The organism is Streptomyces corynorhini, from assembly GCF_003346515.1.
In the GTDB taxonomy this organism is placed as follows: Bacteria; Actinomycetota; Actinomycetes; order Streptomycetales; family Streptomycetaceae; genus Streptomyces; species Streptomyces corynorhini.
Genome location: NZ_QQNA01000123.1, coordinates 1 through 17,012, shown reverse-complemented (window position 1 = coordinate 17,012; position 17,012 = coordinate 1). Strand labels below are relative to the sequence as shown.

Below are 17,012 nucleotides of genomic sequence, written 5' to 3'. Positions count from 1 at the left end.
GGGCGCCACCGGATCGCACACCACCGACACCCGCACCGCCGACACGTACACCGCCGCACGCGCGCCACTGACACCGCACCCCGTCGAAGACCTCCGAGAGATCACGAAAGAGACGAGCCGCCATGAACATCCGCAGGACATCCAGCAGAGGAAACCCCTTGCGCGGGCGGACGGCCGCGGCCGTCTCGCTCAGCGCCGTCCTCGCCCTGACGGCCACCGCGTGCGGTGACGACGGCAGCGGCGGGGGCGGGAGCGAGGGCTCCGGCAAGGGCGAGATCACCCTGTGGGACAACAACACGGGTGAGCGCAGGGACATCTGGGCGCAGATCATCAAGGACTTCGAGAAGGAGAACCCGGACATCCACGTCAAGTACGTGGGGATCCCCATCGATCAGGTACAGGCGAAGTACGACACGGCGATCGACGGCGGCGGGCTGCCGGACGTCGGCGGGGTGACCACCGCGTACCTGTCCAACCTGGTGATACGGGACGTCCTGGACCCGGTCGGCGACCGCATCGACTCCAGCGGCCTCAAGGGCAGGCTGGTCCCCACCATGGCCGCCAGTGTGAAGGCGGCGGGCGGGCGCGGCGACGAGATGTACTCCGTGCCGACGTCCAGCAACAACGGCACCCTCTGGTACCGCACCGACCTGTTCTCGGCGGCGGGGCTGGAGGCGCCGGCGACCTGGTCCGAGTTCTACGCGGCGGCCGAGAAGCTCACCGCAGCGGGCAAGAACCGCTTCGGCTACACCATCCGCGGCGGCGCGGGCTCCATCGCTCCGGCGATGGACGCGATGTACGGCCAGTCGGGCATCACCTCCTTCTGGGACGGTGACAGGACCACCGTCAACGACCCGAAGAACGTGGCGGCGCTGGAGAAGTACGTCGCCCTGTACAAGAAGGTCACGCCGTCCGCCGACGTCAACAACGACTTCATCAAGATGGTCGCGCAGTGGGACAACGGCACGATCGGGATGCTGACCCACAACCTGGCCTCCTACCAGGACCATGTGAAGGCGCTGGGCAAGGACAAGTTCAAGGGACTGCCCTATCCGACGGCGGAGGACGGCTCGCGCGTCCAGGTCTCCAACCCGGTCGACGGGCTGGGCCTGTTCAAGAACGGCAAGAACAAGGCGGCGGCCTGGAAGCTCATCGAGTTCGCCGCCTCGCACAAGTCCAACAGCGCGTGGAACGAGTCGGCGGGCTCCATCCCCGCCAACACCGACGCCGCCACCGACACCTGGGTCGAGGACGCCGAGCCGACCGCCACCGCGATGAAGGCGCTCAGCGACGGCTCCACGAAGATCGTCGACCTGCCGTACTACCTGCCCGACTGGAACACCATCAGCAAGAGCGGCAACGAGCCGAACTTCCAGAAGGTGCTGCTCGGCGACATGACCGCCAAGGAGTTCGCGGACAAGGTCGCCGAGGAACTCAACGAGGCCCAGGCGGAGTGGAAGGAGCAGAACAAGAGCTGACCCGCCGGGTCCGGTACGGGAGCGGGCGCGGAGCGCGCCCCTCCCCCGTCACGACGAAAGCGAGGCTGATCGGCGTGTCCATCTCACGAAGACAGGTCACCGCGGCGCTCACCGCGCTGCCGCTGGCCGTCGCGGCGCCACCCGCCGCGACGGCGGCCGGCAGCGGCGGTCGCGCGCCGAGGTCCCCGGGTACCGTCCACATCGCCGGGGACTCCACGGCCGCGGACAAGTACGCGAGCGCCGCTCCCGAGACCGGCTGGGGCATGGCGCTCCCCTTCCTGCTCAGGAAGGGCATCGCGGTCGCCAACCACGCGGTGAACGGCCGCAGTTCCAAGAGCTTCATCGACGAGGGCCGGCTCGACGCGATCCTCGGTGTGATCCGGCCGGGCGACCTGCTGCTGGTCCAGTTCGGGCACAACGACGAGAAGTCCGACGACCCCGGCCGCTACACGGAGCCGTGGTCCACGTACCAGGACTGTCTGCGGCGGTATGTGAAGGGGGCCCGGGACGCGGGCGCGCGCCCGGTGCTGCTCACCTCGGTGGAGCGCCGCAGGTTCGACGCGGCGGGCGACGCGGTCGCCACCCATGGCGAGTACCCGGCGGCGATGCGCGCGCTGGCCGCCGACGAGCGGGTGCCGCTGCTCGACATCCAGGCGGCGTCGCTGGCGCTGTGGCAGCGGCTGGGGGCCGAGGGCACGAAACCGTACTTCCACTGGCTCCTGCCGGGTGAGTCGCCGAACTACCCGGACGGTGTCTCGGACAACACCCACTTCCATCCGCCGGGCGCCGTCGCGGCGGCGCGGCTGGTGGCCCGCGCGCTGCGGGACGAAAGGGTGCTCGCGCCCGGCGACACCCGCCGTCTCGACCAAGAGATCCCCACGTCCTGGCTCAGCTGGCTCGACGACTGAAGGAGTACTCCCGTGCGTCTCTCGAAATGTCATGCGCGCATCACCACGACGGCGCTGGCCTGCGGCATGGCGCTGACGCTGACCGCACTCGCGGCCCCCGCCCAGGGGCAGTCCCGTCCCGCGGGCCCGGCCGCCGAGCGGGCCGCGCTCCCCGCGAACGACGGCTGGGCCGCCGAGTCCGGCGGTACCACCGGCGGTCGCGACGCCACCGCGGACCATGTCTACACCGTCACCACGTGGGCGGAGTTCGGCGCGGCGCTGGGCGCCGCCGGGAACAGTCCCTCGGTCATCCGGGTCAAGGGCACCCTGGATGCCCTCTCCGACGGCGCGGGCAACGCGCTCACCTGCGAGGACTACGAGGCGAAGGGCTACTCCTTCGCGCAGTACCTCGCCGACTACGATCCGGCGGTCTGGGGGTACGACGAGGAGGTCAGCGGCGAGCAGGAGGATCTGCGCGCCGCCTCCGCGAAGCTCCAGGGCGCCCAGGTCAAGGTGAACGTCCCCGCCAACACCACCATCGTGGGGGTGGGGAAGGACGCGCGCGTGCTCGGTGGCAGCCTCCAGGTCAAGGACGTCGACAACGTCATCATCCGCAACCTCACCTTCGAGGACGCCTTCGACTGCTTCCCGCAGTGGGACCCGACGGACGGCGCGTACGGCGAGTGGAACTCGGAGTACGACAACCTGGTGCTGTACGGCTCCACCCATGTCTGGGTGGACCACAACACCTTCACCGACGGCCGCCACCCCGACAGCGAACAGCCCTCCTACTTCGGCCGGTTGTACCAGCAGCACGACGGTCTGCTGGACATCGTCCGGGGCGCGGACCTGGTCACCGTCTCCTGGAACGTCATCAAGGACCACGACAAGACCATTCTGATCGGCAACAGCGACAGCCTCGCCGCCGTCGACCGGGGCAAGCTCCGGGTCACGCTGCACCACAACCAGTTCAAGAACGTCAAGGAGCGGGCGCCCCGCGTGCGCTTCGGCAAGGTCGACACGTACAACAACCACTATGTCGTGGAGCGCGCGGAGAACTACGGCTACTCGTTCGGCATCGGGATCGAGTCGCGGCTGGTCGCCGAGAAGAACGCGTTCACCGTCCCGAGGGGAATGCCGCTGGGCCCCGTCCTGAAGCTGTGGAAGGACTCACCGGTCACGGTCGCCGGTAACCAGGTCAACGGGAAGTACGTCGACCTGCTCGCCGTCCACAACGCGGAGATCCCCGAGGAGACCCTGCGGCCCGACGCGGGCTGGACCCCGGTCCTGCGCGCCTCGGTCGACCACCCGCGCGCCGTCCCTGGCCTGGTCGACGGCGGGGCCGGTGCCGGAAGGCTCCACTGATCCGCGCCGGGTGGGCGGCGAGGCCGGCCGCGGTGGCGCCGAGGACCCGGCGGCGGGAGGGGTGTCCGGGGTCGCTGTTCATCGGGAACGCTCCAGCGGGTGAAAGGGGTGATGGGGAGCCATGGTCATGGCTCCCCACCCGCTGTCGTCACCGGTGGGTCATTGGTTGCCGTCCGGGCGGTGTCACTCCTCGTCGGGCAGGTAGTACCAGAACTCGATCTCGGCGAGGTTGGCGCTTCCGCTGTGGTTGTCGTAGACGCGGATGCGGCGGTACGAGGCCGTGCGGCCGAGCTTCACCTCGTACCACTGAGCGGTGCTCACCCCGCTGACGGTGTGCAGGTCCGTCCAGTTCTGCCCGTCGTCCGAGCCCTGGAACACCGTGCCGTTGGCGCGGGTCTCCAGTCCGGTGCGCGGGTGGAGGCGGATCTTGTCGATGGTGACGGGGCCCGCGGCGCCCGCGTCGACGTCGATCCAGCTCTCGGCCGCGAGGGTGTCGGTGTAGGTGGCCGTGTCGCCGTCGAACGCCTTCCAGCCGTTGGACGCCTTGGTGCCGGTGCCCGGCCACTCGATGGTGGACGCCTCGACCATCTCCCTGGTGACCTTGAACTGACGGAGCAGGGTGTCGGTGGAGACCAGCAGGGCGTAGGCGGTGTAGACCGCGTCGATCCGCGCCTCCTGGTCGCCGTCCGCCTCCTCGATCCGGTCGATCTCGGCGGTGAAGGCCGCGTGGCTCTTCTTCGTCCACTGCGACGCGTCGGTCTTCCTGGCCCGCGCGATGACCTCGGCGAGGTTCTCGGCGACCGCGACGGCGCTGTACTCGGAGACACGGGTGGCGCCGCCGGGCAGCGCCGCGACCACCTTGAACCACCGTGTGCCGTGCCGCAGTTCCTGCTCCGTGTAGGAGCGTTCGCGGGTGCCGGTGACGGCCTTCTCCCAGCCGGCCGGCCGGGTGCGGGGGTCGGTGGCGGCGGTCTTCGCGTCGGCGGCGCGGTAGAGGGTGAAGCCGACGGCGTCCTCGGGCTTGTTCCACGCGATGGTGAACCGGTCCGCCGTGCGCCCGGCCACGTACGGCTGGAGCAGGCCGGTGGCGGTGTCGGTCACCTTGACGGTGCCGAGGACCGCGCTGCCCGTCGAGGCGACGCCCGCGTGCACCGCGTACGGGAAGGGGGTGAAGAGCGCGCCCGCGTACGTCCAGGTGGTGCCGTCGGCGGAGGCGAAGGCGATGACCTGGTGGGACTCGTAGTCCCTGACGAGCCGCAGATAAGGGTGGTCGGCGACGGTGAGGCCGGAGATGCCCGCGTCGAGCGGCGAGCGTACGTCGTCCTGCCAGTCGTGGCGGCTGTCGCGGGTGCGGTTGGCGAGGACGAGCTTGCCGGTGGCGTCGGCGCCGAAGTAGAGGTAGCGGGTGTCGGTGTGGATACGGTCCCGCAGCATCAGCCCGGTCAGGGCCCCCTTGTGGTCGTCCACGCGGGCGGTGACCGTGCCGCTGCCGGTCAGGGGGCGGCTGACGAAGAGGAGGGAGTCCTCGATGTTCCGGGTGGCGACCATGTAGTCGTCGCCCTTGCCGAGCCCGGTGCCGTCGCCTCCGGTGACGGCGATCGTGGCGCCGTTGACGGAGGTGGTGCCGCGCCGCTGGGTGCCCAGCCGGTCGTCGCGCCAGCCGGTTCCGGTGAGCTTGCGGGAGACGGGGGCGTCGAGCGCGGTCCCGACGTGCCAGGAGGACCAGCCGGTACCGGCGCCGTTCACCGCGGTGACGGTGTAGTGGTAGCGCTCGCCCTGCCGCACCCGGGTGTCGCGCCAGGACAGTCCGGTGACGGCGGTGGCCACGGTCCTGTACGGTCCCTCGGCGCGGGTGGCGCGCCGGACGGTGTAGGTGGCGGCTCCGGCGGTGGGGGTCCAGGCGACGGTGACGGAGGTGTCGGCGGGCAGTGCGGTCACGTACCGGACGACGGAGGGCAGCAGCGCCGTCGTCGCCGTGTCGGACAGCTTCAGGACGACGGCGGTGAACGGCGCGACGGTGACATGGCCGCCCGAGACCGGCAGCTTCCGGCCGGAGACCAGGTCGAGGACGGTGGCCCCGCGGTGGCTCGCGGGGACGGCGAGCCGGTAGCTCTGCTTGTTCCCGTACGCGGCGCGGGTGGTGTTGACGCCGAAGAGGTACTGCCCGTAGCGCGCGGTGAGGAAGTCGGTGTAGCCGGAGTACGGGTTGTCGACCTCGAAGTTCTCGCGGCTGACGGTGCCGACGCCCGGCTGGTACGCGACGGGGCAGATCTCCCCGGCGAGCGCCTGTGGGGCCCAGTTGTCGCCGGTGTTGATGTCCTCCATGAAGTCGGCGTCGATGGCGTCCATCCGGGCGTAGTAGTCCCGGTACTGGAACAGTCCGTTGGTCTGGATCTGCGCGATGTGTTCGTGGGTCGGGGTGATGACGTGCAGCCGGCCGTTTCCGGCGACGCCCCGGTTGCTCTGGTAGAGGGAGCCGAAGATCCTGGTGTCGCCGTCGCGCAGCGAGATGAACATGTTGTCGACGTCGGCCCACGCGAACCGCTCGTACCGCGCGGCCCGTACCCCGAGCGCGGTGAGTTCCGCCGCGGTGTAGGCGCGGAAGTCGGTCTGCGGCATGACCTCACCGGCCTGTGCCGAGCCGAACCGACTGTGGCGGGCGCGCCCGCCGGTCAGATGGGCGTAGGTCGCGGGCAGCCGCATGTCGGCCTTGGGGTTGGCGGTGGCCTTGTCGAACTCGTTGAAGTACTGCCGGTCCGCCAGCTGCTGCTGGGCGAAGCCGACGGCCTCGCGGGCGTACTCCCAGTACGGGTCCCACTCCTTGCCCCGGTAGCGCTCGGCGTGTTCGGCCATGTGCGGCTCGAACCCGGCGGTGAACAGCGACTGTCCCTCGTTGACGCGCGCGCCGTAGGCGGGGATGCCTGGCCAGTACCAGTTGCGTTCGTCGATGGAGCCGATGATCCGCATGACGCGGTGTCCGCGGTCGTCGACGGAGGCGTAGCGGGTGTAGCCGCGCGCGTGGATGTTGCGCAGGGCGAGCTTGAGGATGTTGTCGTTGAGTTCCTCGTCGCCCCGGTGGCCCCAGGTCTTGAAGAAGTACTCACCGAGGTAGCGGGACGCCTCGCCGTAGTTGCCGACGTAGGTGTTCTCGCGGGTCAGCCCGGCGGCGGTGATGCCTGTGTAGTGGGTGCCGTAGGGCAGCCTGCGCACCACCTTGCCCGACCGGTCGAGCTTGCTCTTCGCCAGCCCCTTGCCGACGATCTTCACGTAGTCGTCGGTGAAGCGCGCCGTGCCGTCGTGGTAGAAGAGCGAGTGGAACAGGTCGAGTTCCTGGCCCTCGGGCCCGACCAGCACCTCTTCGCCGAGGAACGGTACGAGGCCGAGCGACTCCCCGAGGACGGCGTGGCTGCGGGCGCGGCCCTGGTAGTGGGCGGATCCGATGACGCGCAGCCCCTCGTGGGCCTTCCAGGCGCCCTCGTACGTGTAGAGCATCTGGTTGTAGATGTACGAGAGCCGGGAGCGCGCGAAGTCGAAGTTCGCCTTGAGGCAGCGGCCCCAGGCGGCGCGCCGGGTCAGCCGTCCGCCGTCGAAGTCGACGTCCTTGAGGGAGGTCTCGCCGTCCTGCGTTCCGGTGGTGAACGGTTCGTCCAGGAAGGCCGTGAACGCGGCTTTGCCGTAGATCTTCTGATCGGTGATCAGGTTCTCCACGAGGTAGAGGGCCTCCCCCAGCGCCCCGTAGTAGCCGCCCCAGTCGCCCTGGTGGCCGCCGCGCAGGACGAGCCGTGTGTTGCCGTAGTAGTCCTTGACGTGGTTGTCGATGGTCTTGAAGATCCGCAGCAGGGCGGTCTTCTTGGCGGCGTCGTCGGCGGCCGGTGACCACGGCGTGGTCAGCACCTGTGCGTAATAACGGAGTTCGTCGACATAGCGCACGATGGACATCGTGCCGGCCGCGGCGGTGTCGACCTGGCTGGAGAGCCGGTCGAACAGGGCGATCTGCGTGGTCCGGAAGCTGTCGACGAGCCGCTGCTTCTCGGCGTCCCCGAGGTCGGCGGCGGTCGCGGTCGGCGGCCGGTAGGTGGTGAGGCCCTCGCCCGACAGGTCGAGCTGTGCGGCGGTGTGGGTGTAGACGGCGTAGTACGGGCGGGAGTCGCCGGTGACCTTGCCGGAGAAGCCGCCCTCGTAGGTACGCAGGGTGATCTCGGCCTCGGACCGGCCGCGGGTCATCTCCAGCGGGAGCATCACCGTGGAGTAGTAGTAGCGGCCCGGAACCTGGTTGGTGTATCCGAAGCTGATCGCCGGGTAGTCGTGGTTGCGGCGGTAGCCGATCTGCTCGCCGTTGATGTAGGCGAGGGTGGTGTACGCGGAGCCGTCCTCGCCCCACAGCTTGAGGGTCAGATAGTTCTGCGCCCTGGGGTCGGTCCTCATCGTGAAGCGCAGCTCGCCGCCGCGCGCGGCGGCGGGTTCGAGGGGGGTGGCGACCCTGGCCCTGACCTTGCGGGCGTCCGTGACGATCTCGCTGCCGTCGGTGGTCAGTCCGTGGGCCTTCTCCGACGCGCCGTCCCCGAGGGCGAGCCGGTCCAGCAGCCCGGCCCGTTCCGTCGCGGCGGAGGCGCTCCCCGTGGACTCGGCGGCGTACGCGGCGGGCGCGGACTGCCAGAGCCAGCTGCTCGTGGCGACGACGGCGGTGCCCGCACCCGCTATCTGGACGAAGTTCCGGCGGCTGAGTTCTGCGCTCGGCATGACGGAGGCTTCCTTTCTCACGGTGCTCGGAGGAGGGGAGGGGGGAGGCCCGACTCGGGTCCGCCACAGCGGCTTAGAAATCGGTCTCTACGGAAAGTAGGCCGGGGTGGAGCGATGAGCAAGATGTCGTACACGGAAAACTTCCATGACAAGCGGTTTCCGTGGTCACGCACGGGATTTCGAACCGATGACAGCGCCGGACACCGTCGGACCTACTTAGAGACCGGTTGCCACCATCAGGGCTTCCTGAGGGAGCGCTGATGTGGGAAGCGGCGCCGGGCAGCGCGTGACACGGGCCGCCGCTCAGGGCACCATGACCGGCATGCCCCGGATCACGGTGAACGGCGTCGCCCTCCAGTACACGGACCGCGGCGGCGAGGGACCGCCGCTGCTCCTGGTGCACGGCTGGGGCGGCGACGGCGCGGAGTGGGAACCCCACCTGCGCGCCTGGGCGGGCCGCCGCCGGGTCCTCGTACCGGATCTGCGCGGCCATGGCCGGTCCGCCGTCCCGCACGAGGGGTACGGCCCGCGGGACTTCGCCGCCGATCTGGCGGCGCTCCTCGGCGCGCTCGGCACCGGTCCCGTGGTCGCGGTGGGCCACTCCATGGGCGGACAGGTCGTGACGGCGCTCGCGGTCGAACACCCGGAGCTGGTGCGGGCGCTGGTGGTGGCAGATCCGGCGTACGGAGCGGACGAGGCGGAGCTGGCGGGGCTGCCCGCCGAGCAGCGGGCCCTGCGCGCGGAGGGCGCGCCGTGGGCCGTGCGCTTCGTCGGCGGCGCCTTCCGCCCCGGTGCCCACGCGGCGCTGCGGGCCCGGCACGAGACGCTGATGGGCGCCATGGATCCGGGCGTACTGCTGCGCTGCCGCGACGGGATGTATCTGGCCCCGGACGCGTTCGGACCGCGCCCCGCCTGCCGGGCGTATCTGGCCGGGCGGCGCTGCCCGGTGCTGGCCGTCTACTCACGGCCCGCGCCCGCGGCCTGGGAGCGCGGCACGGTCGCGCCCGCCGGGTCGCGGGTGGAGGTCTGGCCGGAGTGCGGGCACTACCTGCACGAGGAGGAGCCGGACCGGCTGGTCGCCCTCGTCGACTCCTGGACGGCGGGGCTGGAGAGCCCGGCCGACCCGGCCCGCTGAGCGGCGGGCCCGGTGCCCGGGATGCCCGCGACGATCGCTCCGGTCGCCGGGGGGGGTGCCGGTCCGTCGCCGGAACTCCGCTGCCGGGCCCCGTCCCGGACCGGCCGTACCGCGCGTCACCCGCGCGACACACCGCGCGCGTTCTGCGGCGCGGGACAGCGGTGCGGCTGCGCGGGACAGCGGTACGGCGGTACGGCGGTACGGCGGTACGGCGGGCGGGCCGTCCGCGTCAAGGCCGTGGTGGCGCGGTGCTGGCACGGACGATCAGCCGAGTGGGCAGTTCGGTGAAGGCGGTGTCCGGCCGGTCGCCCTCCATGAGGCGGACGAGGAGCCGCAGCCCGGTGGCGGACATGTCGGAGAGCGGCTGGCGGACCGTCGTCAGCGCGGGGGTGGCCCAGCGGGCTTCGGGGAGATCGTCGAAGCCGACCACGCTGAGGTCGTCCGGGATGCGCAGCCCGCGGGCCGCCGCCGCCTCGTACACGCCGAGCGCCATCGTGTCGGAGCAGACGAAGACGGCGGTCGGCGGCTCGGGCAGGTCCAGCAGTTCCAGAGCGCGGTCGCGTGCCTCGGCCGTGCTGAAACGACCGTACTTCTCGTACGCCTGACGGTTCGGCACTCCCGCCTCGGCCAGCGCCGAGCGGTGCCCCTCCAGCCGGTCGCGTCCGCACAGCGCGTGGCGGTGGCCGCCGATGAACGCGATACGGCGGTGGCCGAGCGCGAGCAGATGCCCGGTGGCACTGGTCCCGCCGCCCACGTTGTCCGCGCCGACCGAAATCACCCGGGGCGGGGGTTCCACCACCGGGTCGATGAGGACAAAGGGAATACGATGCTGCTCCAGCCAGGCGTACTGGGACCGTGTCAGCTCCGCCATGGAGAAGATCACTCCGGCCGTCCCGCGCAGAGCCAGCCGCTGGAGCCGGCCCCGGTCGGGCCCGCACCCGCGCGACCGGGCGAGTCCCGCCGAGACCACGACGTCCAGGCCCGCCCCGTCGGCCGCCGCCTCGACCCCGTGCAGGACGGCAGCGGTCCAGGAGCTGCTCAGGGAGTGCACCACGACGTCCACCAGCGACGGTACCGGGACCGCCGCACCCCGGGGTCTGCGGACGTATCCGAGCCGGTCCAGCACCTCGGTGACCCGGCGGCGGGTCTCGGGGGCCACGTCCTCCCGGCCGTTCACCACCTTCGAGGCCGTGGGCACCGAGACCCGGGCCTCTCTGGCTATGACCGCCAGTGTCGGCCGCGCGGCGGCGCCGGTCCGCACCATCGTTTCCCCTCTCCGCGTTACAGCAATCGGTTTCTATATTACGGCTGGGTGACCGATCACGTGAAGACCTCGACGCGCTGGAGACTTGGGTGAACAAGGCCACTGCCGCACCCCCTTCCCCAGAAACCGTTCTCCATCGACTAGCCCGGTTCCGGTCGGGACGCTCCCGGCCGCTCCCGGGACCCGGCCGGGACGCGCGCCTCCGCGACCGCCCCCCCTCGGGCCGAAAGGCGAAGGGGCGCGCACCCGTCGCGCTCAACTCACCACCGGCGTACGCTGGTTGGATCGGCTGCGCGACAGCGTCCCCGAAGACGGCGGTTCCGGACCAACCTCGGCCGGGCCGCCGCCGCGCGCACGGCCGGGGTGTCCGTCTTGCCGGACACGACCGGGCTGTGCGGGCCTGCCCGGACGACCCGAACGGGCGGCCGTCGCGCGCCCGTACCGGCGCGTCGAAACGGAACACTCCTTTCCGGCACAACGGACAAGACCCGTTCCGGACTTTTCATACCGGTCCGGATATACCCAGTCCCTGCCTGGGCGTGCTGGCGGCCCCGGAGACGCTGCCGCACGATGACGGCTGCCGGTGACGACCCGCCGCGAACGGCGGGGCCGGTGCGGTGAAGGGAGCAGTCATGAACGAGGAGATCACGCAGGTCGAGGAGACGGAACTCCCCGAGCTGGCCCTCATGGTCGACGTTCCCGACGTCGACGGGGAGTGACACACGTCGTCGCACCGCGCGGCGGGCCTCCGGGTCCGCCGCGCGTCCCGTATCCGGGCCGCGGAGTGGAGTGGGGAGTTGACGCACGGTGCATGTCGAGGCTGATGTACGGGGAGCCGTCGAGGACCGGCGGGAGGTGCTGGAGCGGATGCGCGCCGTACTCGACCGGGTGGAGTTCGGCGAGTCGGCGCGGTCCGGCCCGCCCCGCGGCTCCGGGGAGCGGGAGCCCACGCTCACCGCGGCGTCCGTCTCCGACGACATGCTGCGCCGGCCCGCCGCCGTCGAGGCGGTGCACACCGCGCAGCGCGCGCTGCGCTCGCGGCCACCGTCGCGGGAGCCGCGTGCGTCGCTCGCCGCCCTGCTCGGTCCGCTCGCCGGAGACGGACCGCCCGCCTTCGGACCCGCCGAACCCCAGGAGCACTTGCGGCGCAGTGTGGCCCGCGCCCTGCGGTCCGTCCCGGCGCGCACGGGCCGGGACGGCGCTCCGGTCACCGCCCGTGTCGTCGCCTGGGACGCGGAGCGGCGGCAGGTACTGGTACGGGCCATGGATCTGCTCGCCGAGGTATGGCCCGAGATGGCGGGCGAGCTGGCGGAGACGGTCACCGAGGTGGCCCTGCTCGACGGTGACGCGATCGACGGGTTCACGGACTTCACCGTGCACGGCGTGGTCCTCGTCCACCGGGACCGGCTGACGACGAGCGCCTCGGGGCTGCCGGGGCCGGTGCGCTGCGCGGAGGCGCTCGTGCACGAGGGCACGCACAACCGGTGCAACGCGGCGGCGGTGACGGAGCCGTTCCTGCTGCCGGACCCGGCGGGTGAGGGGCCCTCCGTGTCCGGCGGGCCCTCCGTGTCCGGTAGTGCCTCCGTGTCCGGCGGGACGGCTCCCGGCGCGCTGCGGGTCGCCACTCCCCTGCGCGCCGATCCCCGCCCGCTGAGCGGCCTCTTCCAGCAGACCGTGGTGCTCGCGCGCGGTGTCCTCCTCTACCGGGGGCTGGCCGCCCTGGCCGTGCTGCGCATGCCCGCCAGGGCGGAACGGGCCGTCGTGGCACGTGAGGCGCGGCTGACGGCGTCCGCGCGGCAGGCGGTGGACACACTGACCGCGCACTCCGGGGCGCTGACGGACACCGGCCGCGCGCTGCTCGACGAGTGTGCCGCTGTGACGCGGAGGAGCCGGTGAGTACGCCGGGACCTCAGGTGAGCGCGTGGGCGCCGCAGGTCTTCACGCCCTACCCGGACACTCCGGAGCTGCTGCTCGCGCGGGTCGCCGCGCGCTCGCCGGTGTTCGGGGGCACGAGCGCGGCGGGCGGCGAGCCCGTGCTCGTCGGGAGCGCCGCGGGTCACGACCGGGGCCTGGTGGCGACCGGTGCGCGGGGCGAACTGCTGGAGCGCATGGGCAATGTGCTGGCCGGGCGGGAGGCCGAGGCGAGCCGTGGGACGGTCGCCAGCTACGACGAGCTGGTGCGCCGGGGCGTCCCGGTGCGCAGGCCGTCCGTACGGCCGCGGGCCCGCAGGTTGTGGATCCGGGCGCACACGGCGGGCGGCGAGGAGCGGTACGTCCCGGCGGCCGCCGTCTTCCTGCACCACCGCCCGCCGGCCGGGTGCGCCGCCGAACCGTCGGCGGGCTCCACCGGCATCGCCGCGCACCCGCACCGGTTGGCGGCGGCCAGACACGCCGCCTGGGAGGTGCTGGAGCGTGATCTCGTACGGCGCAGCTGGTACGGGCTCGCCGGGGACCGGCCGCGCCGGGTCGAGGATGGTGTGGGCGGGCCGGTGGCCTGCATGGTCCGGGCCCGGGGGCTGGCGACGACGGCGTTCGTGCTGCCCGCGCCGGGCGGTACCGCGTGCGCCGTCGTGTGTCTGCACCGGCCGGACGGCTCGGGGCAGGCGTTCGGAGCCCGCTGCGGGCCGTCCGACACCCTCGGCGCGCTGATCGAGAAGGCCGCGTACGAGGCGGTCATGGTCCGCTGGAGCATGGACAGTCCGGTCGCGCGCCGCACCTGGGACCGGTGGCGCGGGGAGGGGCCGCCGATCGGTGCCGTGCAGCACGCCCTGTGGACCTACCACCGGCAGGACAGTCTGGCGCTGTGGAACGTACGGTGCGACCCGGCGCCGCGGCGGCACGGACCGGCCGGGGAGGGCGCCGCGGCGGGAGCGGCGGAGCGTGCCCGCACGGATCCGCTGAGTGTGCTGGCCGAACACACCGGACAGCAGGTGCTGTGGGTCGAGACGAGCGGGAAGCCCGCCCGGGACGCCGGGGTCCGGGTGGTGCGTGTGCTCGCGCCGGGCGCGCTGCCGCTGCCCTCGGGGCCGGGTCCCGGCCATCCCCACCCCTTCGGCTAGGTCTTTCGTTTGGATCAGGCCGGATGAGGGAGCGGGGTCCGGTGCCGTGGATCGCGAGGCGGAGGAGGAGGCCCACGCGGAGCGGATGGGGTCTCCCCTGGTCGAGCGAAACCGAGACCTTGGGGATGAGTGACGACAACGCGGCGAGGCGCGGTGCCAGGGCTCGCGAGCCCTGCATGATCCAAACGGGAGGCCCTGGGGCGTGTCCGGGAAGTCCCGCCCCAGCGACATCCCCCATCAGGAACATCCGAGTGAGGAGCCGTAGTGAGGAGCCGTATGCGCCCCGTCCGAGAGCGTCCCCGTGCCGGTTACGCCACGGAGTTCGCCGACGAGTACGACCGCTGGTTCGGGAAGCCGCGAACCACCGGAGCGACGGTGGAGGCGCTGGTGTCGCTCGCCGCGCTGTCCGGTGGCGGGCAGGTGCTGGAGCTGGGCGTCGGCACCGGCAGGATCGCGCTGCCCCTGCGGGAGCGTGGCCTGTCGGTGCACGGGATCGACGGTTCCGAGGACATGGTCCGCCAGTTGCGCGCCAAGCCGTCGGGGGCCGATCTCCCCGTCACCATGGGGGACTTCGCCGATGTACCGGTGACCGGCCGGTTCACGCTCGTCTATCTCGCGGGCGGCACCTTCGGCGAACTGGCCGACCAGGAGAGCCAGTCGCGCTGTTTCGAGCGGGTGGCCCAGCGTCTTGAGCCGGGTGGGCTGTTCGCCCTCGACGCGCACGTTCCCGAGGCGCTGGCGGCGGCCACCGGTCCCGACATCGTCTCCGAGGGCGATGACCATCTGGTGCTGTGCTACCGCAGACTCGATCCGTCGGTGCGGCGCTACCACTCGCACTACGTCATCCACGCGGACGGCCGCACCCGTCATCTGCGCGTCGACTTCCGGTACACGGGCCCCGGCGAACTGGATCTGATGGCGCGTCGGGCAGGTCTGCGGCTCAAGGAACGCTGGGCCGACTGGAGCGGCGCGCCCTTCACCCGGGACAGCGCCGCGCAGGTCTCCGTGTACGAGCGGCCGTGACACCGGACCGGAGGAGAGAAGCCATGGAGCACCGCAGGCGGCGACGGACCGGTGAGATACGGTCGTTCCCCTTCCCGCACCGGGACGGGCTCGACCCGCTGCCCGAGTTCGCGCGGCTGCGCCGCGACGAACCCGTCGCCCGGATCCGGCTGCCCTCCGGAGACCTGGCGTGGCTCGTCACCCGGCACGCGGATGTCCGCCGGGTGCTGTCGGATCCCCGGTTCAGCCGGGCCCGCGCCACGCGGGGGGACGGGCCCCGGGTCAACCGTACGACCACCCTGCCGAACTCCATCCTGGCCGCCGATCCGCCCGACCACACCCGGCTGCGCAAGCTCGTCGCGCCCGCGCTCACCGGGCGGCGCGCCGAGGCGATGCGCCGTGACATCGCCGCGCTGGCGGGCGAACTGCTGGCGCGGCTGGCGCCGTTGCCCCGCCCGGCCGATCTGGTCACCCACTTCACCCGGCCGCTCCCGCTCGCCGTCATCTGCGATCTGCTCGGCACTCCGCGCTCGGACGGCGAGCTGCTCGACGGCTGGTGCGACGCGCTGCGCAGTGTCACGGCGATGGCGGACGCGCGGGTGATGTCGGCGGTGGACGAGATGACCGGCTATCTGACCGGTCTCCTGCGCACCAAACGCGCGCACCCCGACGACGACCTGCTCAGTGCCCTGATCGCGGCGCGTGACGACGGTGACCGGCTGAGCGAGGAGGAACTCCTCTCCTTCTGCGTGGTGTTGCTGTCCGGTGGATACGGGACGACGGCCAACCGGCTCGCCGGGATGGTGCATCTGCTGCTGGCCGAGCCCGCGCGCTACGAGCGGCTGTGCCGCGAGCCCGAGCTGATTCCGGGCGCGGTCGAGGAGTTGCTGCGTTACGCGCAGAGCACGGTGAGCGGCAATCTCAGGGTGGCCGAGGAGGACGTGGCTCTGGGCGATGTGATCATCCGGGAGGGCGAGGGCGTGCTGGCCGTGCTGGCGTCCGCCAATCACGACGAGCGTGCCTTCCCGCAGCCCGATCTGCTCGATCTCACCCGCGAGGTCCGCTCCCACTTGAGCTTCGGTCACGGCGCCCACTTCTGTGTCGGCGCGCAGCTCGCCCGCGTGCAGCTCCAGGAGGCGCTGGCGGGGCTGACCCGGGCCTTTCCCACGCTGTACGCGGCCGGGCCCGCGGTCTGGAAGCGCGGCCTGAGCAGCCGCTCGCCCCGGTCGTTGCCGGTCGGCTGGTGACGGCGGATGCCGCCGGAGGCCGAACGTCTCGTCGTCGACCGGGCCCTGTGTATCGGGTCGGGGCTGTGCGCCGCCACGGCGCCACGTCACTTCCTCCTCGCCGCCGACCGCCGCTCCATCGCGCGCCCGGACGCGGGCGCCCCCGACGCCGACGCGGCGGACGCGATGGCGCTGTGCCCGGTGGAGGCGATCTCCCTCGTACCGGGGGCGGGGGTTGCCCCGGCCTGATCCGTACGCGGGTACGATCCGGGGAATGAGTACCTCCCCCGCCGACCGTGTACGTGAGTTCCACCGGGCCTGCGGACTCGATGTCCGCCTCCGGCCGACGGAGGTCTCCCCGGCGCTCGCCGCCCACCGGCAGGATCTGCTGGCGGAGGAGGTGGCCGAGGTCGCCGAGGCGTCCGCCGCCGGCTCGCTCGACCACCTCGCGCACGAACTCGCCGATGTCGTGTACGTCGCGTACGGGACGGCGCTCCTCCACGGGATCGACCTCGACGCGGTGATCGCCGAGATCCACCGGGCGAACATGACGAAGCCGGGGCCGGACGGCCTGCCGGTCCGGCGCGCGGACGGCAAGGTGCTCAAGGGCCCCCACTACCAGGCGCCCGATGTCGCCGCCGTACTGGAGCGCCAGGGCTGGTCCCGGCCGCAGGCGTAGCGGAGCAGAGGGAAGCGCCGGGAAGCGCGGGTGCGGGGCGCAACCGCACCGTAGGGGGATCGCAACGCGCGGGAAACAGATTCAACAGAAAGTTGAACAGCCACCGCCCGCCCCATCGGTCCCGCTCCAGCCGCCGCGACAGAGCGCCCGCACCGCCCACACCGCCCGTCCCCCTCC

Annotated in this window: 12 protein-coding genes; 10 read left to right on the top strand and 2 right to left on the bottom strand. The window is 72.0% G+C overall.

What is annotated here, in order from left to right; genetic code table 11:
• Window positions 1–122: 122 nt before the first annotated feature.
• From DVH02_RS16925 to DVH02_RS16915, 3 genes are all read left to right on the top strand, one after another.
• Window positions 123–1,478, top strand: a complete 1,356-nt coding sequence (locus DVH02_RS16925) for an ABC transporter substrate-binding protein (RefSeq protein WP_114624645.1) — start codon at window positions 123–125, stop codon at window positions 1,476–1,478.
• Window positions 1,479–1,552: 74 nt separating this feature from the next.
• Window positions 1,553–2,386, top strand: coding sequence for a rhamnogalacturonan acetylesterase (locus tag DVH02_RS16920; RefSeq protein WP_114624644.1), 834 nt, complete (start codon window positions 1,553–1,555; stop codon window positions 2,384–2,386).
• Window positions 2,387–2,398: 12 nt separating this feature from the next.
• A complete protein-coding gene (locus DVH02_RS16915) occupies window positions 2,399–3,730 on the top strand; it encodes a pectate lyase family protein (protein WP_407697636.1) in 1,332 nt (443 codons plus the stop codon).
• 183 nt (window positions 3,731–3,913) lie between these two features.
• Here DVH02_RS16915 and DVH02_RS36765 read toward each other — a convergent pair whose 3' ends face one another.
• A complete protein-coding gene (locus tag DVH02_RS36765; RefSeq protein WP_114624643.1) occupies window positions 3,914–8,470 on the bottom strand; it encodes a discoidin domain-containing protein in 4,557 nt (1,518 codons plus the stop codon).
• A gap of 322 nt (window positions 8,471–8,792) precedes the next feature.
• Here DVH02_RS36765 and DVH02_RS16905 point away from each other — a divergent pair, with 322 nt between their 5' ends.
• Window positions 8,793–9,605 (top strand): alpha/beta fold hydrolase, encoded by an 813-nt coding sequence (locus DVH02_RS16905; RefSeq protein WP_114624657.1) that lies wholly within the window; start codon window positions 8,793–8,795, stop codon window positions 9,603–9,605.
• A gap of 229 nt (window positions 9,606–9,834) precedes the next feature.
• On the opposite strand, the gene DVH02_RS16900 is transcribed toward DVH02_RS16905, so the two are convergent.
• Window positions 9,835–10,869: a LacI family DNA-binding transcriptional regulator gene (locus DVH02_RS16900; RefSeq protein ID WP_114624642.1), complete on the bottom strand. Its 1,035-nt coding sequence runs from the start codon at window positions 10,867–10,869 to the stop codon at window positions 9,835–9,837.
• Window positions 10,870–11,676: 807 nt separating this feature from the next.
• On the opposite strand from DVH02_RS16900, the gene DVH02_RS16895 reads away from it, so the two are divergent.
• The 6 genes from DVH02_RS16895 (at window position 11,677) to DVH02_RS16870 (ending at window position 16,835) form a co-directional block, all read left to right on the top strand.
• Window positions 11,677–12,765: an aKG-HExxH-type peptide beta-hydroxylase gene (locus tag DVH02_RS16895; RefSeq protein WP_147286070.1), complete on the top strand. Its 1,089-nt coding sequence runs from the start codon at window positions 11,677–11,679 to the stop codon at window positions 12,763–12,765.
• Window positions 12,762–13,928 carry a YcaO-like family protein gene (locus DVH02_RS16890; RefSeq protein ID WP_147286069.1) on the top strand — a complete coding sequence of 389 codons (1,167 nt, stop codon included), beginning with the start codon at window positions 12,762–12,764 and terminating at the stop codon, window positions 13,926–13,928. Before DVH02_RS16895 ends, DVH02_RS16890 begins: the two co-directional genes overlap by 4 nt.
• Window positions 13,929–14,204: 276 nt before the next feature.
• Window positions 14,205–14,951, top strand: coding sequence for a class I SAM-dependent DNA methyltransferase (locus tag DVH02_RS16885; RefSeq protein ID WP_114624639.1), 747 nt, complete (start codon window positions 14,205–14,207; stop codon window positions 14,949–14,951).
• A 23-nt stretch (window positions 14,952–14,974) separates the two neighbouring features.
• On the top strand, window positions 14,975–16,177 hold the full coding sequence (locus tag DVH02_RS16880; RefSeq protein ID WP_114624638.1) for a cytochrome P450: 1,203 nt from the start codon (window positions 14,975–14,977) through the stop codon (window positions 16,175–16,177).
• Window positions 16,178–16,183: 6 nt separating this feature from the next.
• Window positions 16,184–16,405, top strand: coding sequence for a ferredoxin (locus DVH02_RS16875; RefSeq protein ID WP_114624637.1), 222 nt, complete (start codon window positions 16,184–16,186; stop codon window positions 16,403–16,405).
• Window positions 16,406–16,430: 25 nt separating this feature from the next.
• Window positions 16,431–16,835, top strand: a complete 405-nt coding sequence (locus DVH02_RS16870) for a pyrophosphohydrolase domain-containing protein (protein WP_114624636.1) — start codon at window positions 16,431–16,433, stop codon at window positions 16,833–16,835.
• Window positions 16,836–17,012: the final 177 nt, after the last annotated feature.